Annotated in this window: 22 protein-coding genes and 3 pseudogenes; 14 read left to right on the top strand and 11 right to left on the bottom strand. The window is 57.9% G+C overall.

Going from position 1 to position 21,381, the window contains the following annotated elements:
• Nucleotides 1-86 precede the first annotated feature (86 nt).
• Together I3253_RS18505 and I3253_RS18500 are read left to right on the top strand one after the other, a co-directional pair.
• On the top strand, nucleotides 87-707 hold the full coding sequence (locus I3253_RS18505; RefSeq protein WP_197919298.1) for a sensor histidine kinase: 621 nt from the start codon (nucleotides 87-89) through the stop codon (nucleotides 705-707).
• Nucleotides 707-2,599 carry a hypothetical protein gene (locus tag I3253_RS18500; protein ID WP_197919297.1) on the top strand — a complete coding sequence of 631 codons (1,893 nt, stop codon included), beginning with the start codon at nucleotides 707-709 and terminating at the stop codon, nucleotides 2,597-2,599. Before I3253_RS18505 ends, I3253_RS18500 begins: the two co-directional genes overlap by 1 nt.
• A gap of 17 nt (nucleotides 2,600-2,616) precedes the next feature.
• Here I3253_RS18500 and I3253_RS18495 read toward each other — a convergent pair whose 3' ends face one another.
• The 9 genes and pseudogenes from I3253_RS18495 to I3253_RS18460 all read right to left on the bottom strand — a co-directional run bounded on the left by I3253_RS18495 (nucleotide 2,617) and on the right by I3253_RS18460 (nucleotide 8,714).
• The gene (locus tag I3253_RS18495; RefSeq protein WP_197919302.1) at nucleotides 2,617-3,147 is read right to left on the bottom strand and encodes a hypothetical protein; all 531 of its coding nucleotides are present in this window, start codon (nucleotides 3,145-3,147) and stop codon (nucleotides 2,617-2,619) included.
• 162 nt (nucleotides 3,148-3,309) lie between these two features.
• Nucleotides 3,310-3,459: pseudogene (locus I3253_RS18490) on the bottom strand (TrbG/VirB9 family P-type conjugative transfer protein); the annotation flags it as partial.
• Nucleotides 3,458-4,078: pseudogene (locus I3253_RS18485) on the bottom strand (type IV secretion system protein); the annotation flags it as partial. The pseudogenes I3253_RS18485 and I3253_RS18490, both read right to left, overlap by 2 nt.
• A complete protein-coding gene (locus I3253_RS18480) occupies nucleotides 4,078-5,166 on the bottom strand; it encodes a lytic transglycosylase domain-containing protein (protein WP_332262150.1) in 1,089 nt (362 codons plus the stop codon). The pseudogene I3253_RS18485 and the gene I3253_RS18480, both read right to left, overlap by 1 nt.
• A gap of 219 nt (nucleotides 5,167-5,385) precedes the next feature.
• Complete coding sequence (locus I3253_RS18475; RefSeq protein ID WP_197919295.1) at nucleotides 5,386-7,761, bottom strand: VirB4 family type IV secretion/conjugal transfer ATPase; 2,376 nt, start codon at nucleotides 7,759-7,761, stop codon at nucleotides 5,386-5,388.
• Nucleotides 7,751-8,029 carry a type IV secretion system protein VirB3 gene (locus tag I3253_RS18470; RefSeq protein WP_008327373.1) on the bottom strand — a complete coding sequence of 93 codons (279 nt, stop codon included), beginning with the start codon at nucleotides 8,027-8,029 and terminating at the stop codon, nucleotides 7,751-7,753. The genes I3253_RS18475 and I3253_RS18470 overlap by 11 nt, the downstream gene beginning before the upstream one ends.
• Nucleotides 8,022-8,102 (bottom strand): annotated as a pseudogene (locus I3253_RS20750) (TrbC/VirB2 family protein); the annotation flags it as partial. The gene I3253_RS18470 and the pseudogene I3253_RS20750, both read right to left, overlap by 8 nt.
• The gene (locus I3253_RS18465) at nucleotides 8,084-8,311 is read right to left on the bottom strand and encodes a hypothetical protein (protein WP_232272196.1); all 228 of its coding nucleotides are present in this window, start codon (nucleotides 8,309-8,311) and stop codon (nucleotides 8,084-8,086) included. The pseudogene I3253_RS20750 and the gene I3253_RS18465, both read right to left, overlap by 19 nt.
• A gap of 49 nt (nucleotides 8,312-8,360) precedes the next feature.
• A complete protein-coding gene (locus tag I3253_RS18460; protein ID WP_012187165.1) occupies nucleotides 8,361-8,714 on the bottom strand; it encodes a hypothetical protein in 354 nt (117 codons plus the stop codon).
• A gap of 203 nt (nucleotides 8,715-8,917) precedes the next feature.
• On the opposite strand from I3253_RS18460, the gene I3253_RS18455 reads away from it, so the two are divergent.
• The 6 genes from I3253_RS18455 to arsJ all read left to right on the top strand — a co-directional run bounded on the left by I3253_RS18455 (nucleotide 8,918) and on the right by arsJ (nucleotide 13,337).
• A complete protein-coding gene (locus tag I3253_RS18455; protein WP_197919301.1) occupies nucleotides 8,918-9,178 on the top strand; it encodes a hypothetical protein in 261 nt (86 codons plus the stop codon).
• 124 nt (nucleotides 9,179-9,302) lie between these two features.
• Nucleotides 9,303-9,560: a helix-turn-helix domain-containing protein gene (locus I3253_RS18450; RefSeq protein ID WP_197919294.1), complete on the top strand. Its 258-nt coding sequence runs from the start codon at nucleotides 9,303-9,305 to the stop codon at nucleotides 9,558-9,560.
• Nucleotides 9,561-9,728: 168 nt separating this feature from the next.
• Nucleotides 9,729-9,956 carry a hypothetical protein gene (locus I3253_RS18445; RefSeq protein ID WP_197919293.1) on the top strand — a complete coding sequence of 76 codons (228 nt, stop codon included), beginning with the start codon at nucleotides 9,729-9,731 and terminating at the stop codon, nucleotides 9,954-9,956.
• 269 nt (nucleotides 9,957-10,225) lie between these two features.
• A complete protein-coding gene (locus I3253_RS18440) occupies nucleotides 10,226-11,071 on the top strand; it encodes an arsenate reductase/protein-tyrosine-phosphatase family protein (protein ID WP_197919292.1) in 846 nt (281 codons plus the stop codon).
• Nucleotides 11,068-12,066 (top strand): ArsJ-associated glyceraldehyde-3-phosphate dehydrogenase, encoded by a 999-nt coding sequence (locus I3253_RS18435; RefSeq protein ID WP_197919291.1) that lies wholly within the window; start codon nucleotides 11,068-11,070, stop codon nucleotides 12,064-12,066. Before I3253_RS18440 ends, I3253_RS18435 begins: the two co-directional genes overlap by 4 nt.
• Entirely contained in the window at nucleotides 12,063-13,337 is a 1,275-nt protein-coding gene (gene arsJ / locus I3253_RS18430) for an organoarsenical effux MFS transporter ArsJ (RefSeq protein ID WP_197919290.1), read from the top strand. Before I3253_RS18435 ends, arsJ begins: the two co-directional genes overlap by 4 nt.
• Nucleotides 13,338-13,450: 113 nt before the next feature.
• On the opposite strand, the gene I3253_RS18425 is transcribed toward arsJ, so the two are convergent.
• Together I3253_RS18425 and I3253_RS18420 are read right to left on the bottom strand one after the other, a co-directional pair.
• Nucleotides 13,451-14,197 (bottom strand): hypothetical protein, encoded by a 747-nt coding sequence (locus tag I3253_RS18425; protein WP_232272191.1) that lies wholly within the window; start codon nucleotides 14,195-14,197, stop codon nucleotides 13,451-13,453.
• 87 nt (nucleotides 14,198-14,284) lie between these two features.
• Entirely contained in the window at nucleotides 14,285-15,169 is an 885-nt protein-coding gene (locus tag I3253_RS18420) for a LysR family transcriptional regulator (RefSeq protein WP_232272190.1), read from the bottom strand.
• 83 nt (nucleotides 15,170-15,252) lie between these two features.
• On the opposite strand from I3253_RS18420, the gene I3253_RS18415 reads away from it, so the two are divergent.
• The 6 genes from I3253_RS18415 to I3253_RS18390 all read left to right on the top strand — a co-directional run bounded on the left by I3253_RS18415 (nucleotide 15,253) and on the right by I3253_RS18390 (nucleotide 21,343).
• The gene (locus I3253_RS18415; protein WP_197919288.1) at nucleotides 15,253-16,407 is read left to right on the top strand and encodes an ABC transporter ATP-binding protein; all 1,155 of its coding nucleotides are present in this window, start codon (nucleotides 15,253-15,255) and stop codon (nucleotides 16,405-16,407) included.
• Between the two features lies 1 nt (nucleotide 16,408).
• Nucleotides 16,409-17,374 (top strand): carbohydrate ABC transporter permease, encoded by a 966-nt coding sequence (locus I3253_RS18410; protein ID WP_197919287.1) that lies wholly within the window; start codon nucleotides 16,409-16,411, stop codon nucleotides 17,372-17,374.
• On the top strand, nucleotides 17,374-18,336 hold the full coding sequence (locus tag I3253_RS18405; protein ID WP_197919286.1) for a carbohydrate ABC transporter permease: 963 nt from the start codon (nucleotides 17,374-17,376) through the stop codon (nucleotides 18,334-18,336). Before I3253_RS18410 ends, I3253_RS18405 begins: the two co-directional genes overlap by 1 nt.
• A 98-nt stretch (nucleotides 18,337-18,434) precedes the next feature.
• Nucleotides 18,435-19,682, top strand: coding sequence for an ABC transporter substrate-binding protein (locus I3253_RS18400; protein WP_197919285.1), 1,248 nt, complete (start codon nucleotides 18,435-18,437; stop codon nucleotides 19,680-19,682).
• 57 nt (nucleotides 19,683-19,739) lie between these two features.
• Nucleotides 19,740-20,567 carry a phosphodiesterase gene (locus I3253_RS18395; RefSeq protein WP_197919284.1) on the top strand — a complete coding sequence of 276 codons (828 nt, stop codon included), beginning with the start codon at nucleotides 19,740-19,742 and terminating at the stop codon, nucleotides 20,565-20,567.
• A complete protein-coding gene (locus tag I3253_RS18390; RefSeq protein ID WP_197919283.1) occupies nucleotides 20,564-21,343 on the top strand; it encodes a phosphodiesterase in 780 nt (259 codons plus the stop codon). The genes I3253_RS18395 and I3253_RS18390 overlap by 4 nt, the downstream gene beginning before the upstream one ends.
• Nucleotides 21,344-21,381: the final 38 nt, after the last annotated feature.

Here is a 21,381-nt window from a genome sequence, read left to right as displayed (position 1 = left end):
AAATTGGCGGCATGAAAACCAACCCGGATACACCTTAGATCAGCCGCTGAGCTGTCCGAAAAACCGGGACCACTTCAGAGCATGCTTTGGAGCGCATTCGGGAAATCCGAAGCACGGCAACGTCGGACGAAGTCGTAACAGGCTTAGATGGGTTGGCGGCTTCGATGAAGAGCATACACAAGAGACTGCGCATTCTGGACCCATTGAGTGTAAGCGGACGACAAGCACCCGAGACATTTTCGCTCACCCAGCTCATCAGCGAGACCCTTGAGGATCATCAGACTCAGTTCATAAGGCACGGAATTCATCTTAAGTATGAACCGCCAAAAGACCGCTTCACGACTAAGACGGTCAAAGGCTATGTTGTGCAGATATTCGAAAATCTACTTGCGAATTCTGTCTACTGGTTGAGCCTAGAAAAGGAGAAGTCGCCTCTGTTCGAGCCTCAGATCAATGTCAGCATTGTCGGCTCTCCGACTAGAATCATTTTTTCGGACAATGGCCCGGGGATCGACCCTGAACATAAAGATCGCATCTTTGATATGTTCTTCTCCTTAAAAGAGAGCAAGAAACGGCGCGGCTTAGGTCTTTACATCGCCAGGGCCAACGCCGTCGCAGCAGGTGGTTCACTCGAGCTACAAGAGGAGCCGGTCAACGATTTCGGGCGCCTGAATACATTTGAGTATTGTATTTCGGAACAAACCTAATGGATATCCAACAAAACGGCGTTGCTACAGCAATAATTGTCGATGACGGCGTAGATCCGTCACCCCTAGTGTCCGACCTTGGAAATGTGGATGATGAATGGTCGGTTTTCTGGGCTGATTTGACAGACGAGGACAAAGCGTTGCTCGATGAGATCTACCCCGAGCATAAGGATCTCGATGCGGAAGCACTGATCAAAGACCAGGCCTTCGTCACGCTAACATTTGAACGGCGGGAGGAATTTTCTGGTAACGCTCTCGGCAAGGTGTTTGAGGCATTCCTCGGAAATCAACAGCAAGTCCGGAAATTCATCGACGCTGCGGCCGCGAAGCTTGGTGGCATCGGCTTGAAAGTAAGCGAAATCGGAAGGGATTTCGTTGCCGCCGCAAAAGAGGCCGATCTTATTATTGTCGATCTGTTTCTTGGGTCTGAGCAAGCGGAGGGGGATAAGGAGCGATCCATCAGCGGCTTGAAAGAGATCTTGAAGGATCGGGCCGGCAACCCGCCTATTGTGATACTGACCTCTGCACACAACGGCCTCCATGACCTTCGCCATGAGTTTCGCGACAAGACGGGGCTACTGGCATCTGGCTTCAGGACCATCAAAAAGTCGGAAATTGAAAAGGACGGGCACCTTGAGCAGCTTGTCTTCGAATTGTCTGAGCATCGAGGAGATGCGCTGAAGCTGTGGGCGTTCCTAAAATCCTGGGAGACCGGGATCTCACAAGCGCTGCAACGTGCGCAAAGTGAAGTTCGGAAGCTCGATCTCGAGGATCTTTCTCACGTGAAACAGATGCTCTCGTCAGAAGGAGTGCCGTTGGGTGGCTACATGGTCGATATCATGGATGCAGTGCTGGCACATGAACTGGAGGCGGAACAAGGCGTTATCGACGCAGCGATCGCTCTCAACTCGCTAGAAGCGACGTCCTTTCCCCCGAATTCAATCACGGGGAACAAGAACACGCTTGAGGTTGTTCGTAAGACACTGTTTGTAAATGAAAAAAGAAGGCAACTTGATCCGAGTAGCGGCTTTCCAGTTTCACTAGGAGACATTCTTGCGATTTTACCGGAAGCGGACGGACCCGATGTTCGGAAAGGAACAATTTTTGAGGGTGACGAGCGACGCGTATTCCTCGTTCTGACACCCTTGTGCGATCTCGTGCGCGATCCACCAAAGGCCAAGCGCGTCCTATTGCTCGCGGGTGCCTTTCACGATCACAGCGCGCTCAACTTCAAAGCCGTAGCCAATGGAGTTCATACACCCGTCTTGGATTTGAATGCGGAATTGCGCGGTATCGTCAAATGGGACTTGAAGCATATTGAGACGATTGGGAGCGACGCGCTCACCAATCTTCTGTCGCCGCACGGCTCGTGTTTTGTTCCTGCGAGGTTGAAGGAGCATACGGCAATTGCGCTGCAACAAAAGTTACTCAGTGACTTGGGTCGGGTTGGAGAACTGAAAACCATGCCATCGATGTTCCCGGTTCGGTGTGCAGTGTATTTCACGAACAGCCACCGCGAACTTGTGCCATTGGCGACGAACCTCGATGGAATTCTGGTAGGTGAGAGCTCCAATCGGCTAGCCTTCGACGCTGCGCACAGGTTTGACTTTATGAAAGAGGTTCGGGCGGCTCTCGCGGAGGTCTACGATACTAGCAGGGCGAAACTCCAGTCGACCTTGGCTCCGAGCGCGTTAGATGCTCTGTTCACAACGGGTGTTGATTACAAGTCAGATGCCAAGCCGAAGCCCTGCAAAGTACCAGGTGATGGTGCAAGCGTAGACATTGGCAAGATCATCATCAATGCTTCCGCCCAAGAAACCTTTCAGGACGTCAATCAACATCAGGGAGCCGGTTTGATCTTCGAGTTAAGTGAAGAACCAGCGAATGGCTAGTTCAATGGATGGCAGCGCTACCCGGAAGAAATGGTTCGGCCCTTGACCAAGACCTCTTGGCCTACCTCTATTCGATATTGCTCCGGAAAGAAGTGCATCATCCATTGCTTGAGAATTCTCCAGGCGTCAGTCGGACCGATCATTGATGACACATCGATATAATCTGCGATTAGCTCGGCCGCCTGAGAATCCGAAACACCTGAACTGCTGGCAGAGACCACTTTCTGGACGACTTCCAGCTGCTGGAGTCGATCTGCAACGTACTCCAGGAACTGTTCCTCCGAGTAGCCTTTGGGCGGGCCAAGTGTTCTCAAATCGCGTTGCGCGAATTCGAAGGCTGACCGGACCATTTTTGCCTCGTCAAGTTCGCCGGCATATACCTTGAATAGCCGTTCCGGTGACGGGCAGAGGGGTATCCATCGAAAACCCGGATCATCGTCGTGCTCAACATCGATCGAGGTTGTCTTTGGGCGCTGAGCCGCTAGGTCTGCGGCCTGATGCGCGATCAGATCACGCAATTCGGCCGTCACCGAGACGCAGCTACTCATTAGCGATCTTTCCCATTTTTGGAGCTCATGTCGGCCCATATCTAACTCAACAAGAAGTTCGAGATTGGTTGGGAGACGCCAACCAAGCGCTCGCCCGGTCAGATTGGTATAGACAGTCACATTGGTATGGACACCACGCGCGACGGGTTTGATCGCGAAGGCCTGCCCGCCCGGCACGCCGTCGATCTCGAAGCCTTCCGTGTCGCCTGCGATGATCGAGCGAATGCTCTCGCCCTCGCCGAACTCGATCGTGGTCACATGGGTGAGCGAGACATTCAGTCGATAGACCTGGCCTTCCTGGTAGGTGGCCATCCATGTCGTCGATGAGCCCGACGAGCCGGTCGACCCGCTCAAGAGATTGGCCCGCGTCCTCGTAGCTGTTCTGGGCCGCAGCCGAGACGAGCGCACCGGTGGTGGCTTGCGTGGCCACACGGTTGGCACCGGGATTGCCGCTCGTGGCCATTTCCGAGAGGGTATCGTCGTCAAATCCGAGATCAGCCAGCACCCTGTCCATCTGGGTTTCAATCTCGCCCGCGCCGGAGCCCGACAGGCCGGAGAAATCACCTGTCTTGATGGCTTCGATGGTGGCGAGGATGTCGCCGAACTCCTGATCGAGCAGGCCGTTCAGCTCGTCCTCCATCTCGGTCCGGATGATTTCCGGAAGTTCGGCAAGGCGGGTGAGCGCTTCATAGGTTCTTTGCAGCTCCGCGAGTTGGTCCGTGAGTGTCGCAAGCTGTTCGCGGAGCTGCGTCAGCTGCTCGTTTTGCAGGATCTCGTCTTCGATCATCTGCCGGAGCTGCTGGATGTTTTGCGCGATGTTCTGGGTGTCGACGACGGGCACGCCTTGCGCCAGGGCAGGGGACAGGGTGCCAAGATGCAGGCCAATCCCAAGTGTCGTGGCCAAGGCCGTTCTCAGAAACATTCGTCCCATCAGTCAATCTCCCTGATCGTGAATTCCATGAACGCGCCCTCGGCCATGCGGGCGCTGGCCTGTGCCAGTTCTTCGGCGGAAAGGACGCGGGTGCGCGCCGCCTGTAGCCGGATGCGGGCCGCGACGAGGCGCACGAGTTCGGCGCGGGCATAGGTGTTGAGCGCGATGCTTTCCTGCACGTCTTCAGTCGCGGAAATCCGCGTGACGATGTCTTGGATACGCAGGGCAGCTTGCCTGATCGCAGCGGGTGAGTTGTTGCCATAAAAGGCCGCCCCATGACCCGTAAGGGAGAGGTTTGCATTGGCCAGAAGCGCGGGGTCGATCGTCCCAAGCGCTTCGATCCCGCCGATGCGGCTTAGGTAGAGATTGTAGCGTTCGGGGATGACCTGGACATAGTGCTGGGTCTCGGCAAAGGGCGGCACGCCCCCATATTCAAACACGCGGCCTGGTCCGGCGTTATAGGCGGCAAGCGCGTTGATGATATTGCCGTCGAAGGTGTTGAGCTGGGTCAAGAGATAGCGGGCACCGCCATGCACCTGCAGGTAGGGGCTGTCATAGTATTCTGGGTTGATGCCGAGATCGCTGGCGGTGCCCGGCATAATCTGGGTAAGGCCAAAGGCCCCGACCGGCGACCTTGCACCGATGGTGAAACGGCTTTCCTGCCAGATCAGCGCTTGGAGGAGCGCGCGCCACTGGACGGGGGACAGTCCGGCGCGCCCCACGCCCGCAAAGCCGCTGGTCTCCTGGGCGACGCGGATGATGAGCTGCTCTATGTTTTCTGCCGCATCCCCGAACATCTGCGCACCGCCGGGATTGGGATCGATCTCACCCGTGCCATAGACCGCCTCGACGGAGCGGTCCGGATCGCCGCTGCCGTTCTCCAATCCAGAGATCATCGCCGGCAGGCCCTGACCGCCAAAACTGGTTTGGGCATCGAGAATGCGCCGCAGGGTGGCCAATTGCTCGCGTTCGATCTCGGCGATGAGTTCGCGCACGGCAAGCTTGTCCGCCTGAACGGCCAAGTCAGCCTCGCGATCACCGGTCTCGACGATATCGCGCGCGGTCAGCTCGCTGTCATTGGTTGGCACACCTTGAGACAAGGCGAGACCGGGCAGCAGGCAAAGCGCAAGGATATGGGGCAGCTTAGACCTCAACGTCACCCTCCGGTGCATCTAGAGGAGTGAAGGAACAATCTGGCGCGACGGGGGCTGTCGAAGCCAGAAAGGTAAAGCAATTGGCCTGCGGTTCCTGGTACTGCGCGCAGGAGGCCAAAGCGCCGAGCGCGGTGAGAAGAAACAGAGTACGAATCATGAAAGCCTCCAAAAGTCCGGGCGGTCGCGGTAATCGGCGCCGACCAGCGCCTCGCCTTTTTCCATGCCGCCGAGGATGGTGAGATTGGGCCCGAGGGCGCTAAGATCGGCATCGACCACGATGGAGCCCTGGTCATCGCGGATAAGCGCGAGGCGGCTGTCGCTGCCGGTGTTGAGAAGGACGTCGAGTTCCTTCTCGTAAAGATTGAGCATCGCGTAATCGGCGGCATGGGCGCGGATGTTCGGAAGCAGGATTTGTGTGGGTACCGCTTCGACGATGGTCTTGCCGGTTCGGGTGCGCTCGAGCTGGCTGGCGTATTGCGTCATCATCACCGCGACGGTGTTCTGCTTGCGTGCGGTCACGAGCCAGTTCGAGAGCCGCTCGGCGAAATACGCGTTGTCGAGCGCTTTCCAGGCCTCGTCGATCACGATGATGGTGGGGCGGCGATCCTCGATCTCGCGCTCAACCCGGCGGAAGAGATAGGAGAGGACGGCCAAGCGTTCCTTCTCGGCCTCGCTGTCGAGAATGCCGGTCAGATCGAAGCCCACCACATCGCCCTTCAGCGAGAAGGTGTCTTCCAGCGTCTGTCCGAAAATCCAGCCGTAGCGGCCCTCTTCGGTCCATTCGAGAAGACGCTGGTGCAGATCGCCGCCATCATCTGTTGACACGAACAGCGATGCAAAATCCCGCCAGTTGCGCAGGGCGGGGTTCGTGGCCTGAGCGTTCTGACGCACCACTTCCTGAATGCGGTTGGTCTGTGCCGGAGTGAGTGGCTTGTCGGCACGATAGAGCAGGGTGGCGAGCCAGTCCGAGAGCCATGCTGTGCCGCGACTATCGGTTTCGGTCCAGAGGGGATTGAGGCCTGTAGGCTGCCCGGCTTTCAAAGACGCATAGCGCCCGTCATTGGCGCGGACCGCCATCTCCATACCGAGACGGTAATCGAAGACGAAGATCCGCGCCCCTGCTCGACGGGCCTGTGTCATGAGAAAGGCGGAAAGCACCGATTTGCCCGATCCGGGCCGTCCCATAATCAATGTGTGCCCGCTGGTCGGTTCTTTGTCGGGGCTGCCTTGCTCATGATAGGAAAACCGGTAGGCGCTCTGCTCGGGCGTTGGCAGGTAGGTGATGACCTTCCCCCAGGGGGTCTTCTCAGCAGGCTTGCCAAGCTGGGTCCGATGGAAGGCCGCGAAATCTGCGAAGTTGCGATTGGTGATGGCACTGGCGCGCACGCGCTTGGGCTGGTTGCCGGGATGCTGGCTCAGGTAATGCGCCTTGGCCGCGACCCGCTCGCCGATCATCTTCACGCCCTCGGCGGCGGCGGCGTTGACGATCTCGGCGCTCAGCGTTTGCAACTCGTCCAGCGTGTCGCAAAAGATCGTCACGACCATGTGGTGCTCGCCGAAGCTCTGGCGCTTGGCCTCCAGATCATCGGCGGCGATGTCGAGCGCTTCCATGAGCGACAGGGCCGCATCCTGGCTGGCCTGCATCTGGCGCTTTTGCCGCTTGATGCGGCCCGCCATGAGGTTCGAATTGATCGGTGTGAAGGACTGCGTGACGATCATATCAACCGGCAGGTTCAGCATGTCGAACATCGTGCAGGAGGTGGCCTCAGCATATTCCCCGACGGTAAAGCTCTTGCCGTAGCGGTGGCCCACGACGCCTTCGGAAAGCTCGAAGTGATCTCCTTGAAACGTCACGCGGGTGTTGGCGACGTTGAAGGAGAGGAAGCCGTAGGTATTGGCGGGAAAGAGCGGCAGTTCCTGGCCGGTGTTGAGGGCACCCAGAAAGCCGATCAACTCGCCGCTCTTGGCCGTGAGCACCCGTGGGTTCAACTCCGCCAGGCCCGACACGAACACGCTCACGGCCTCGCCCAATCGGCGAAGGCGTTTCTCGGTTGCCTCCTTCAGCCGGTCCGGGGCGCTGCGATTGAGGAAGGGCAGAACGCTCTTGGGAGGCGGGCGGTGAATGACCGTGAGCGTCAGGGTTTTGTCGCGTAGGCCGCTGCTTTCGAGTTTCGCACGCCAGAGCCGGTCAACTTCTCCAGCGAAACTGTCCTCGCGTATGGGCTCGAGGTCCGGCGTGATCGCCTTTGAGACCTTGTGGACGTAGTAGCTGAATTCCGGCCCAAGCTGCGCGATGATCCGGGCAAAGAGCGCAGTTACTTTGTCGAGATAGGCATCATCGGTCGTATAGCTGTTGACCCCATCGAGGCGGATGCACTGGAAAAGCTCATTCACCCGTGTCCGCACTGTCTGGTCATCGACCAGACTGACGTAAGGCAGCATATGCGCGAGGCGGGTCTCGCGCGCATACCAGTCCGGCGTCATGGTCCGGGGATCGAGTGCTTCATTCAAGGCTGTATTAGGGCGCATAGCTGTCCCCGCCGTGAATGGAGCGATTCCGCGTCGGTGGGGTTTCCTGCAGCGCCGTCATCATCACGTCGATGAAGCGCGGATCCCAATCCGCGGCCTTCCAAAGCACGGGATAGAGCAGGGCGGCCACGCCCAGCACCGCGATGTGCTGGACCCAGACGAAGAGCAGCACCGAACCGAAGAGCCAGACCATCGCATACATGATGGGCAGGCCCAGAAGTTTCGGCGGGCGCACGAGACCAAGAAAGAGGGGTGAGCGCTCAGCCACCGGCAAAGACCGCGGCAACAATGGTGGGGGCGGCGGCAACACCGGCAATGCCGACTAGCACCCAGAGGGCCTGGCCTCGATGGCCGAGAGAACATCGGCGCGGGGCAGGGGCGCAGGCCGCGCTAGGGATGCCATCTCGATTTCGTCTGGCCCAAGGTCAGTATCGCCGAGGATCGCCAGCTCATCAGCAGCGGACCCCTGGCCGATGCCGTCATTGTAATTGCGGGCCAAGCTGTCCTGGGAGCGGGACGGGGTCAGAGAGCCATCGCTCTCCATGACCAAGACCATCTGCGCGGTGGCGGGACCCGTCAGGAACCAGAAAAGGAGAAGACTACTTGCTGCCGCCCTTGTCGGTTGCAGCCAGCTTGTGTGTCGTCCGCTGGCCTTCCTCGAGCGGCACATCGGCATGGGAGAAACCGATCCCAATAAGGAAGGACACCACGCCCGTGATGGTTTTGAACTCGCGGATTTTGATGTCGTTGTAGGTTGTCCGGGTACGGGCCGTGACGAGGAGTTTTTCCACGCCTTCGTCAGAGACGACACGCATGATCCAGACCCCGTAATAACTCGGGCCCTTCTTGTGTGCCGACTCCTGGCACAGGATTTCAGCGCTATAGCCGCTTTCCACGAGTTCGCGGAAACGTGCTTCCGTAACCACATTTGGTGCTTCGATGTCCCAGTTCATGGCCCGGCTCACGCTTTCTTCAAATGCGCAACGTCCGGGCATTCCCACTTGAAGCCCAGAGTTACGGTAGTATATTATTAACCGCAAGATATAATGCGGCGGATACGGCTGTATCTCGGTTACTCAAACTCTAGGCACGGCCATTGGCGTCTATCAAGGAAAATAGGGGTTTCAGAAACCTGCGGTTGAGCCGATGGGTGGGCATGCAGTCTGTAGCGCTGTTTTTGCTCGCTCCGGCTGCAAGCCACGCGGCATCCTGTCTTGCCCCGGTTCGACCTTTCGTCCCAAGCGATTCGCGGGCCGCCCGAGACTACGCCGACATCATCCGCCGGGACTTCGAGGTCTACATCACGGACATTCAGGACTACTTTCGCTGCCTCGAGCAGGAGCGCGCGCGCGCTTTTGAGGAAGCCCGCGAAGTCAGTCAGGACTACGGTCGGTTTCTGGAGCTGGTGGGGGATTGATGGGCGATTGGGTGTGCATCAGCCTAGCACCCGACGGAAACCAGACGCCGATAACACCCTCAAATATCTACTTTTTAGATAACAGATTTCATCCGCTAGCGACGTCACAAAAGGTATGTGACGCGTGTCGAAAACAATCTGGAGTACCGGGCATCTGGCCCTTTGTCAGTCTTTGGTCGAGGCCCGAAAACACGCGGGTCTGGGGCAGAAAGACTTGGCGGACAGGCTCGACTGTCATCAGTCTTTCGTGGCGCGCATTGAAAGTGGCCAGCGACGGATCGACGTTGTCGAGTTCATCGTATTGTCCCGGGCGCTTGGCTTCGACTTATCGGAGGTTCTGGCGATCGTCGAAGCCGCCACGGAGCCCGACCACAAGATTTGAAAACAATGCAATTTTGGGGCGTTCCGCTTTGGGTGTCCCCGCGTGAGACCAGCAACCTCAATGAAGAGCAGTTAGCCAACATCCACCACGTGCGGCCTACGGCGCGAGTGAGCGCCTTATGACACCATGCCGCAAATTCAGCGCCATAGTGCAGGAAGTCCGTAAACAGTGAACGATGACAAAGGTGAGGGCGTCGCGATCGCCAATCTGATCGGGACCGATGGGTACAGCGTGGTTGGTTGGGTTTATCGCTGGAGTACAGGCGCGCATGCGGTGATGTGGGACGTCTACGGGCCCCAGCCTGTATCGGACGTCCGGCCGGATCTGACTGCGGAACAGAAGCAGGAAATCGACTTCGATGGTTTGAAGCGGATTGGAAGCGGCGAAGACGGATAGGCTCCTCAGGTGGCCGCTAGTTCATGTTTGATGGTTGGGGCCGGCCGGCATACCGGACATTGGGGTCGCAAGCAGCGAATGCGGACTCTGAGCCCATACCTCCCAGCTTCTGCGAGGCGACGAATGTTGGCTGTGCTCGATACGACAGTTTGTCTTGTCGGAAGCGCAATCATCCTTTTGCCATCGCGAGGCTGATGAATTGATATTTGAGTGCACGAAACTGGACAGAGTGGTTGCGTCGAGTAATTTAATTCAGTAATTCATGAAACATGGAAATAATGATTCCCAATCGCCTTTCAACCCTTGGTCATCCGCAACGTTTGGCCTTGTTCCGGCTGCTCATGCGTCGCTACCCGGATCGTGTGCCGGCAACCGAGCTGGCGCAAGCGCTCGACCTTAAGCCCAATACACTCTCGACCTATGTGAACGCGCTGAAGCAGGCGGGTCTGGTCACGCAAGTGCGTGTCGGAACCTCGTTGCGCTACGCGATCCACATGGATGCGGCACGCGAGACATTCGACTATCTGCTGCGCGACTGCTGTCGTGGTCGCCCGGAAATCTGTTCACCCCTCACATCCTTTGGCTTTGATGGAGGCAGTCAAATGACTGATCGCAAGTACAATGTCCTTTTCATCTGCACCGGCAATTCCGCGCGCTCGATCTTTGCAGAGTCGATCCTGCGCAAAGAGGCCGGGGATAGGTTCGTGGCCTATTCGGCAGGCACCAAGCCCCGCTCTGAGCTGAATCCATTCGCGCTCGAAGTTCTTGAGCAGAAAGGGCATGATATCTCTGTTCTGGAGTCAAAGAACGTGTCGGTCTTCCAGGGCGACGATGTCCCAAACTTCGACTTCGTCTTCACCGTCTGCAATCAAGCAGCCAATGAGGAATGCCCCGCTTGGACGGGCCAGCCGGTAAGTGCCCATTGGGGTATGCCGGACCCGGTGAAAGTCGAAGGCTCGAACGCTGAAAAGAGCCTGGCGTTTCATCAGTCCTATGGTGCGCTCCTGAACCGTATCAAAGCCTTCACGGCTTTGCCGATTGCGTCTCTTGATCGGATCGCTTTGCAGAAGGCTGTGGATGACATCGCACAAACAAACGAAGGAGCCACTGAGTGACCACCTATGCCCTCAATGGCCTTGGCCGGATCGGAAAGCTTGCTCTTAAGCCCCTGCTCGAGCGCGGAGCCAAGATTGCCTGGATCAACGATGCCGTGGGCGATCCAGAGATGCACGCGCACCTTTTGGAGTTCGACACCGTGCATGGTCGGTGGAAAGCCGATTTCTCTCATGATGCGGACAGCGTGACGATTGATGGCACGCGGCTTCCGTTCATCGGAACAAGAAACATCGAGGACCTTCCCTTGGAAGGCGTGGATGTCGTGATTGATTGCACCGGGGTCTTCAAGTCTGAGGCCAAGCTTGCCCCTTACTTCGAAGCGGGTGTGAAGAAAGTTGTCGTTTCTGCGCCAGTGAAGGACGGCGACGCAGCCAATATCGTCTACGGCGTGAACCATGACATCTATGACGCAGGCAAACATCGGATTGTCACGGCGGCAAGCTGCACGACAAACTGCCTCGCGCCGGTCGTGAAGGTCATTCACGAGAACCTCGGCATTAAGCACGGCTCGATCACCACAATCCACGATGTAACGAACACCCAAACGATTGTGGACAGACCCGCCAAAGATTTGCGTCGTGCTCGTTCGGCTCTGAATTCTCTGATCCCAACGACGACGGGAAGCGCAACCGCGATCACGTTGATCTATCCGGAACTGACCGGGCGTCTGAACGGCCACGCAGTGCGGGTTCCGCTCCTGAACGCGTCACTGACCGATTGTGTATTCGAGGTGGAGCGGGAGACAACGGCGGAAGAGGTCAACGCCCTCTTCAAAGCCGCGGCGGATGGGGAGTTGAAAGGCATCCTGGGCTACGAAGAACGACCGCTTGTCTCGACCGACTACACCAATGACGAACGCTCCAGCATCGTGGATGCGCCATCAACGATGGTCATCAATGGAACCCAGATAAAGGTTTACGCTTGGTACGACAATGAAATGGGCTATACGCACCGTCTCGTCGATGTGGCGCTGATGGTTGGAGCCTCGGTGTGACCAACGCTTCTGCGCGACCAGAGGGGCTGTCGGCCTATATCGCCGTGACGGCGGCATATTGGGCCTTCATGCTCACCGATGGCGCGCTCAGAATGCTGGTGCTGCTGCACTTCCACACGTTGGGCTTCAGCCCTGTGCAGTTGGCCTACCTGTTCGTGCTCTATGAGATTGCGGGTATGGTGACCAACCTCTGTGCGGGGTGGATCGCGGCCCGCTTCGGGTTGACCTCTACGCTCTATGCGGGCCTTGGCATTCAGGTCTTAGCTTTGCTGGCGTTGGCACAGCTTGACCCGACCTGGGCTATCGGTGTTTCCGTAGCCTACGTTGTGGTCGTCCAGGGCGCCAGTGGCGTAGCCAAAGACCTTGCAAAGATGTCGTCCAAATCCGCCGTCAAACTATTGGCTCCGTCTGAGGATGGCGGGCTGTTCCGCTGGGTGGCGCTGCTCACGGGTTCCAAGAATGCAGTAAAGGGCCTTGGCTTCCTGTTGGGGGCCGCGCTGCTGGCGACGCTCGGTTTTGTCTGGGCTGTCCTCGGGATGGCAGCAATCCTCGCTGTCATTCTGATTGCCGTGTTGATTGCGATGCCGTCGGGTCTGCCGAAGGGTCGAAGTGGTGCGAAGTTCTCGGAGGTCTTTTCGAAATCGGCGAACGTGAACTGGCTCTCATTGGCACGTGTGTTTCTGTTCGGAGCGCGGGACGTCTGGTTCGTCGTTGGGATCCCGATCTACTTCTATGCGGTGCTGTCCGACGGATCCGTTTCCGGTAACCGCACCGCCTTCTTCATGATCGGGACGTTCATGGCGGTTTGGGTGATCCTCTACGGCTTCATGCAAGCGTCGGCCCCACGCATTTTACGTGCGTCATCACGGTCAGAAAGCGATTTGGTGTATGCCGCAAAGGGTTGGGCATGGACCCTTTCAGCGATCCCTGCAGCTCTGACGGTTGCGGCCCTGGCATCTGATGGTCCTCAGACGTGGCTGACCATCACACTTATTGCGGGCCTACTGATCTTTGGCGCGATCTTCGCGATTAACTCCGCCCTCCATTCCTATCTGATCCTTGCCTTCACGAAGGCAGAGCGGGTCACCATGGATGTTGGGTTCTACTATATGGCCAACGCTGGAGGGCGGTTGGCAGGAACCGTCCTCTCCGGTGCGACGTATCAGCTTGGAGGTCTAACCCTGATGCTTGGGACAGCGACGTTTATGGTGGGAGGCGCGGCGCTCGCTGCCGGTCGTCTGCGGAGTGATCTTCAAACATCGACCACTTAACCTGCTCTAACGTGAAAGCAGCCATTGACGCAGCAGCAGCGAACGACCGGTGTTTGATTAGCTTCGAGCACTTAGGCCGACACGGACGAATGCCAACGCTGTCTTTGTTGCCGCTAGTAGTTCACCTGCTCAAAGCCGTAGTTCCCTTCATAGTCACGCCAGTCGACGAAGACAGAACGGTGATAGATGCCGGGGCAGTTCTGGCCCCAGCGTTCGAGGCCGATATGGGCGGAGGGTAGGGCGCTGATGGAAGACCTCTGCCAGGCGAAATCGCCTTGGGTTCCGTATGTGCCGAGGACCACGGTGGCGCTACGGTTGCAGTCGCCGTCGCGTCCGGATTCATGCTGTCGCGCATACCGGACATCGAAGACTCGGATGGATCGCACGAAGTTGAACTCAGGTCCGCTGATATCGATGTCCGCGCGATCTTGAATGAGCCGAAGGGCCTGGTCGGCAGGAACGAAGTCACTAGCTGTTTCTGGAATGCGCCAAGCAGCCATAATTGGATCAGCGGTATCGCGCGCTGGAAAGGATTGTCGCGGTCCAGTGCTGTTCTTCTGGAAGAACGCTTCAAAGATGCGGTCTACACTGTTTGCTGCTGGAGCTGTCTCAAAGGACGCGCCCATAGGACAGCGCCAGATTTGAAGCGGGGGTTCCACTGGCCAAGGCGTAATGCGTCGGATGAATTCGGCGCGCGCTCGTGCGCAAGGGACGGAAGCAGGCCAGCCGCCAGACAAGCACAGGAGGATCGCGCAATCGATCGGGTATGTCTGCGCTCGGGCGGACATAGGCAGCGAGAGACCTGTCACAGTTAGAGCGACTGCGACCGAGGGGAGGAGCTTTTTAAGTAGATGACACATGCTGTGGGCCCTCTGTGATAGGGTCAGCATACAAACAAAAATATACTATCGCAACATTAAGTATATTTTCGCATAATCAGGTTTATGTTAATTCACTGAGTTGATGAACTCGGAAATCAGTTTCAAACCCACCCTGTCTTTTGTGGCGATCAAATGGGTCTCATGTTTCTGCGGCATCTCGCGGATCGGAATTTCCGTTACAGACTTTTTGATCAGACTACTGTTGCACAGGAACACCGCGACGCCGATACCCTGCAAAACAGCCTCGTACATCAGAGGGAAAGTCGCCATCGTTACCGTTCGTTCGAGCGCAACGGCGTGGGTCCGACAGGCGTTCTCAAGCAACTTCCTTGTCAAGGATCCTCTTTCCGGAATAATGACCGTTTCTTCCTGTAAGTCTTTGAGAGATACCGATGCCTGCGCGCTCAGAGGGTGTTCATTTGGACAGTAAACAACATATTCGGCGCTCTCTATGTGAATGCGCTCCCACGCGTCAGACACGGGTGCATCCGTGATCAAACCTACATCGGCCAGTCTGTTGCGGAGCATATTCGTCGCGGTCGACCAGTCATAAAGGCCGAAGTTCACCTGGATGTTCGGAAAGCGTTGCCTGAAGGTCCCGATAATCCTGAGCGCCGGTTGCGGCGCGTTGCCAATGACGTTCAAGCGCCCGTTTTTCATGGCGTTGTAGCCTTCAAGACGCTCTGAGACCTCGGCATCCAACGACACCATGCGGTCGGCCAGATCATAAAACTCTTGCCCTGTGGGCGTGAGCTCCACTCCGTCCCTGCCGCGACGCAGGAGAAGCGTGCCGACGGTCTTTTCCAGATTTCCAATATGTTGCGTGATCGTGGATTGTGTCACGCCCATGCGCGCCGCAGCAGCGGAAAAGCTGCCTTCGCGGACAACATAGGCGAATGCGATGAACTGGTGATGGTTGGGACGCATTGAACCGCCTTTCATATAACCCATAGACCCCATCGGTTTCACTAATATGACGTCACAAAATTGTGGCTCAGCATCAGTAGCCCTGTGTCAAAGAATGGGGGAATCGCATGGCTGGCCTATCGATCTCATCGGTTACCAAACGCTTTGGGGACACCGAGGTGCTGAAAGGTGTGACGCTGGACGTCGCGGATGCGGAGTTCGTGTCGCTTGTTGGGCCGTCAGGGTGCGGGAAGTCGACATTGCTGCGGATCATTGCGGGTCTTGAGGATCCGACCAGCGGCGAGATCGCGATTGATGGCAAAGGCGTCACCGGGATGCGCGCGGCGGCTCGCAACCTGTCAATGGTGTTCCAGTCCTACGCGCTTTATCCGCATTTGACCGTGGCCGAAAACATCGCTGTGCCTTTGCGGATGCGGTCCTTGACAGCCGCGCAACGACTGCCTTTGATCGGCCCTTTTCTGCCGGGTGCCAAAGAGCAGCGTGCCGAGATCGCTTCTGCGGTGCAGGACGCAGCCGACATGCTGGAAATCAGCGCATTGTTGGATCGCAAGCCGGGACAACTTTCAGGTGGGCAACGTCAGCGGGTTGCCTTGGGCCGCGCATTGGTGCGGGAACCGGCTGCGTTTCTGCTGGATGAGCCGCTGTCCAATCTGGACGCCAAGCTCCGCGTGCAAACGCGCGCCGAGATCGCGCAGCTTCACCGCCGTCTGAACGCGACTTTCATTTATGTGACCCACGATCAGGTCGAAGCAATGACCATGTCAGACCGGATCGCTGTCATGATGGGCGGTGAGATCCTGCAATGTGATGCGCCCAGTGTCATCTACGAAGACCCCAGCGATATCCGTGTGGCGGAGTTTATAGGCTCGCCAAAGATCAATATCTTGCCGGTTGAGCTTGCAAATGCCGAGATGACCCTGTTTGGCCGGGTATTGGGCCATGCCGCCGAGGTGGCACAGGCTGGCATCTATCAATTGGGCCTACGTCCGGAAGCGCTGAAACTCATGCAGGCAGAGCCGGTGATGACCGGGACTGTCGCGCATATGGAAAACCTCGGGTCCGAGGTTTATGCGCAAGTCGCCCTGGCGGATCAAACCGCGCGCGTGACCCTGCGCGCAGCTCCTACTGAGCGCCACAAGCTGCACTTGGGTGCTGAGGTCGGTTTGGGCTTTGATCTGAACGACGGTTTGATTTTCGACGCGGATGGTAAGCGCAGGCGACGCCTTGAAGTCGCCGTCATGCGTGAGCGGGAGGTCGCCTGATATGGCTGCGATTGACGCGCCAGCCGCCGCGCGCGCGCCGCGCGAAGTGAACCGGCAGGCCCGGACGGCCTGGGGCCTGACCGCACCAGCGCTGGCTTTGATGTTTCTGATCCTGTTGGTGCCTGTTGTCGTGGCGGGCATTCTGTCTTTCACCAACTACTCGCTTGGAAATACCGGCTTTGACTGGGTCGGGTTCAAGAATTACGACCGCCTGTTTTCCCGCTCGACTTATGAGAAGATGTTCATCGCGACCTTTACCTATGTTGCGGTGGTCGTGCCGGTCTCTGTTGCATTGGGGCTGGGCGCAGCGCTGCTCGTGAATTCGCTGGGGCGGATCGGGGATATCTACAAGACGATCTTTTTTTTGCCGGTTATGGCGACATTGCTCGCGATGGCGATTGTTTGGGAATTCATGCTGCATCCGACGATTGGCGTAATCAATCAAACGCTTGAGCTGTCCTGCGGCACCTTCCTTGAGGTGGTCCCCTTCCTAGCCAATGGTTGCGCCGACGGCTTCCCCTTGTGGCTCGGGGATCGGGACTACGCCATCTGGGTGCTCTGTTTCATCGGCATCTGGCAAGGGTTTGGCTTTAACATGGTGCTCTACCTCGCAGGGCTGACGGCGGTGCATCGTGAGCTTTATCACGCTGCCGAAATGGACGGGGCCAAAAGCGCATGGGAACGGTTCCGGCTCGTCACATGGCCCGCGCTTGGGCCGACAACTGTGTTCGTGGTGACAATCTCTTGCATCCGCGCCTTTCAGGTCTTTGACACGGTCGAGGCGTTCTGGCCCCAAGGCGGCGGGCCCAACAAATCCACCTATGTGATGATGTTCGCGATCTTCGAGAAAGGTGTGCAGCAGAACCTGATTGGCATCGGCTCGGCCATCACCATGCTGTTTTTGGTCTTCGTGATGTTTCTCACCCTGATCCAGCGTTGGCTGGTCGAGCGGAAGGTGCATTACTGATGACACGCGACGTCTGGAAACACCTGATCCTAGTGATCGGCGCGATCATCGTACTGGCGCCGTTCTACATGATGCTCAGCTATTCCTTCAAAAGCCCGGGCGAGATTGACCGGGGTGTGGGCGGGTTCTTTGGCGCGCAAGAGATGATGGTCGACCCGCGCTGCGTGAAGCTGCGGGATCCGAACCGGGACGAGATTGCAGCCGTTGCCCCTCAGTATCCGGGCAAGACCGACAGCGAGATCCGCGCCGCGATCATGGCGCAGGCCGAAATCGACTGTTCGATGCGCCCCGTGGTGTTCAACTATTCCAAAGCTTTCATCGAGGCGCCGCTGCTGCGCTATTTGCTGAACGGGGTGATCGTCACCGCGTCGATCTTCATTGTTCAGGTGCTGGTCGCCCTGCCCGCAGCTTATGCGTTGGCCAAGCTGAAATTCTGGGGCCGAGAGGCGGTGTTTGGGCTGGTGCTGTTCTGCCTGCTGATCCCGGTGCACGCGATTGCTCTGCCGCTTTACATCATGCTGGCCAAGGTTGGGCTGACCAATACCTATGCCGCGTTGGTGGTGCCCTGGACGATCTCGGTCTTTGGGATTTTCCTGATGCGGCAGTTCTTCATGACTGTGCCGGATGATCTGATCGATGCCGCGCGCATGGACGGGATGACCGAGTTCGCCATCGTATGGCGCGTCATGCTGCCCACCGCCATCCCTGCCCTGCTCGCCTTTGCCATCTTCAGCATCGTCGCCCATTGGAACGACTATTTCTGGCCGCGCATCGTTGTCACCGGCAGCCGGGACCTGTTCACGCCACCGCTTGGCCTGCGCGAGTTCAAAGGGGACGCAGACGGGTCATTCTTCGGGCCGATGATGGCCACCGCCACCATCATTGTCACACCGCTTATCGTCGCATTTCTGGTCGCACAACGCCGCTTTATCGAGGGGATCACGCTGTCTGGAATGAAATAGGGTGGGATCGCTCCCACCCTACTCACCCGCCCTTTCGGGCTTATCACCGGGGTCTGCCAATCGCCAAACCGTCAGCCCCAACAACTGGAGTAGATGTAATGAAATACACGCTGACTGCAATGGCTGTGGCGCTCTCCGCCACCGCTGTTTTTGCCGAAGACAAGGTGACAATCGAGTTTGCCTATCCTTATAGCCACCTCTTTGACGTGACCTATGAGGCGATGATGCCCGCCTTCAAAGAGGCGCACCCGAATATCGAGGTGAAGTTCCGCGCGACCTACGAATCCTATGAGGACGGCACCAACACAGTGCTGCGCGAGGCGGTATCCGGCAACTTGCCCGACGTTACCATGCAGGGCCTGAATCGTCAGGCTCCGCTGGTCGACAAGGGCATCGCGCAATCGCTGGAGCCCTTCATCTCTGCCGAGGCTGATTTCGAAAAGGACGGTTATCACCAAGCCATGCTGTCGCTGTCCACGTTCAACGGCGAAGTCTACGGGCTGCCCTTCTCGGTCTCGCTGCCGGTTGGCTACTACAACATGGACATCCTGCGCGAAGGCGGTATCGAAGAGCTGCCGCAGACATGGGGCGACGTGATCGCGGCCTGCAAGACGATGAAGGCCAACGGTATCGACAACCCGATCTTCTGGGGTTGGAACATCACGGGCAACTGGTTCATGCAGGCTTTGCTCTGGAGCCAGGACAAGGCAATCGTCGAGAATGGCAACGTCACCATGGACAGCCCCGAGGCGCTGGTGGCGCTGGAGCAGATGCAGGAGATCTTCACCGAATGTGAGATGCAGAACCTCGAATGGAAAGCCGCGCTGGCGTCTTTCTCTGCCGGCGAGATCGGCATGATGTTCTGGTCCACCTCGGCTCTGGGCGCGGTTGAGCGCAGCCAAGGCGATTTTGAACTGGTCACTGGCCCCTTCCCCGGTCTGGAAGGCGCGCCGATGGGTCTGCCCGCGGGCGGCAATGCTGCAATGCTGACCTCGACCTCCGAAGATCCCGCCGTGCGTGAGGCCGCCTGGACATGGCTCAAGTACATCACCTCGGGCGAAGGCGCTGCCGAAGTGGCAAAGACCACCGGTTACATGCCGCCGAACAAGGCAGCCAACGAGATCATTCTTGCGGATTTCTACGAGCAGAACCCGAATAAACAAACCGCCGTGGATCAGCTGCCGCTGCTGCGCGACTGGCTGGCCTATCCGGGCGACAACGGCTTGGCGATCACACAGGTGATCTATGACGGGATCGAACGCATCGTCACCGGCGACGCCACCGACATGAAAGAGCTGCAAGAAGAGCTGGTCGAAGAAATCGCCGACCTGCTGCCGAACGGCTAAACCCAACGGCTGGTCGCCCTTTGCGGGGCGGCCAGCTCTCTTTCGAAAGGCATTTCGATGAAACTCGTCCATATCTCTGACATTCACCTGACCGTTCCGGGCGAGCGTATGGGCGGGCTCGATCCCCATCGCCGTTTTGCGCAGGCCCTGGATGAGGTGCGCGCAAAGCACGCCGATGCCGACAGGATCATTATCACCGGCGACCTCACCCATTGGGGAGAGCCGCAGGCCTATGTCGCGCTCAAAGACGCGCTTGCGGATCTGCCCTGCCCCGTGCGCTTGCTGATGGGCAATCACGATAACCGCACGGATTTCCTGGCCGCGTTCCCCGATCATCCGCGCGATGAAAACGGCTATGTGAACTATGTCGAAGATCTGGAGGGCACGCGGCTCATCTTTCTCGATACCACCGCGCCGTGCACGCATGCTGGCCATTTCGGTGCGGACCGGGTTGCTTGGCTTGAGAAACAACTGGAAAGCTGCAAACGCGCGCGACTGTTCATGCATCACAACGTCATGACACTCGGCCAGCCCGCCGAGGACAAAATTGCGCTGGTCTCGGAGGATCGGCCTGCCTTTGCCGACTTGCTCAAACGCTTTGCCAACAAAATCGACTATCTGCATTTCGGCCATATCCATACGATTTGTACCGGCACTTATTGCGGTATCCCCTTTGCCTCTGTGCGGTCCACAGGGAACCAGTCCCTGCCCGACTTCACCGAGACCGAACTCCTGCATGGTGCGCCCATGGCGCCCTCCTTTGCAGTGATCGAGGTCCGCGAGGACACGACCGTAATCCACGACATTCCTTTCACATGGGACGGCCCGGTATTCTCCTCGGGCACCGGCTGGGACGACTGGGTAAAGCCTGTGGCGGCGGAATGAAGTTCATCCACCTCACGGACACGCATGTTGTCGGTTCCGGTCTGCTCTATGGTCAGGACCCGGCAGAGCGACTGACCGAGGCTGTCACGTCGATCAACGCCGAACACAGTGATGCGGAGTTTGTGATTGTCACGGGCGATATGACCCATTGGGGCGACGCAGATGCCTATGCGCGTTTTGCAATTGAGATCGCCAAGCTGAAAATCCCATTCCATCTTATGGTGGGCAATCACGACGACACGCCGTCGCTGATGCAGACATTTCCGGACCTGCCGCGTGACGAAAATGGCTTTGTGCAGCAAGCGATTGAGACGCCGCGCGGGCGGTTCTTGCTGCTCGACACCAAAGCGCCGGAGGGCCATGCGGGAGCTTATTGTGAGGCGCGCCGCGACTGGCTGTCCCACCAGTTGGAGGCCTCCGGCCCCGTCTATCTGTTCATGCACCACCCGCCGTTCGAGGTCGGGATCAAAGCGATGGACGCGATCATGATGCTGGATGCAGAGGCGTTCCACGACGTGGTTGCGCCGCATAAAAATCGCATCCGCCACCTGTTTTTTGGCCATGTTCATCGGGCGATCTGGGGCAATTGGCGCGGAATCAGCTATTCATGCATGCGCGGGCTCAACCATCAGGTGGCCCTTGATCTGAACGCCCGGGCGGAGCGGATAAACGGCAATTTTGAACCGCCAGCTTATGGCGTTGTTCTGTTGCAAGACGATCAGGTGACCGTTCATCTGCACGACTTCACCGACACGTCCGAGAGCTTTCAGCTATAAGTGCTCCAAGGCCAAGGTAAGACCTTTGATCTTTCGCC

Origin of the sequence: Thiosulfatihalobacter marinus (assembly GCF_016019955.1) — a bacterium.
GTDB classification, from domain to species: Bacteria; Pseudomonadota; Alphaproteobacteria; order Rhodobacterales; family Rhodobacteraceae; genus Shimia; species Shimia marinus_A.
The sequence above is the reverse complement of the archived record's forward strand: the minus strand, read 5'-3'. Positions and strand labels throughout refer to the sequence as shown.

Coding starts and splice junctions, on each gene's coding strand:
- I3253_RS18500 (WP_197919297.1), top strand. CDS start 707: ATGGATATCCAACAAAACGGCGTTGCTACAGCAATAATTGTCGATGAC.
- I3253_RS18495 (WP_197919302.1), bottom strand. CDS start 3,147: ATGAGTAGCTGCGTCTCGGTGACGGCCGAATTGCGTGATCTGATCGCG.
- I3253_RS18475 (WP_197919295.1), bottom strand. CDS start 7,761: ATGCGCCCTAATACAGCCTTGAATGAAGCACTCGATCCCCGGACCATG.
- I3253_RS18460 (WP_012187165.1), bottom strand. CDS start 8,714: ATGAACTGGGACATCGAAGCACCAAATGTGGTTACGGAAGCACGTTTC.
- I3253_RS18455 (WP_197919301.1), top strand. CDS start 8,918: ATGCAGTCTGTAGCGCTGTTTTTGCTCGCTCCGGCTGCAAGCCACGCG.
- I3253_RS18440 (WP_197919292.1), top strand. CDS start 10,226: ATGGAAATAATGATTCCCAATCGCCTTTCAACCCTTGGTCATCCGCAA.
- I3253_RS18425 (WP_232272191.1), bottom strand. CDS start 14,197: ATGTGTCATCTACTTAAAAAGCTCCTCCCCTCGGTCGCAGTCGCTCTA.
- I3253_RS18420 (WP_232272190.1), bottom strand. CDS start 15,169: ATGGGTTATATGAAAGGCGGTTCAATGCGTCCCAACCATCACCAGTTC.
- I3253_RS18415 (WP_197919288.1), top strand. CDS start 15,253: ATGGCTGGCCTATCGATCTCATCGGTTACCAAACGCTTTGGGGACACC.
- I3253_RS18410 (WP_197919287.1), top strand. CDS start 16,409: ATGGCTGCGATTGACGCGCCAGCCGCCGCGCGCGCGCCGCGCGAAGTG.
- I3253_RS18405 (WP_197919286.1), top strand. CDS start 17,374: ATGACACGCGACGTCTGGAAACACCTGATCCTAGTGATCGGCGCGATC.
- I3253_RS18400 (WP_197919285.1), top strand. CDS start 18,435: ATGAAATACACGCTGACTGCAATGGCTGTGGCGCTCTCCGCCACCGCT.
- I3253_RS18395 (WP_197919284.1), top strand. CDS start 19,740: ATGAAACTCGTCCATATCTCTGACATTCACCTGACCGTTCCGGGCGAG.
- I3253_RS18390 (WP_197919283.1), top strand. CDS start 20,564: ATGAAGTTCATCCACCTCACGGACACGCATGTTGTCGGTTCCGGTCTG.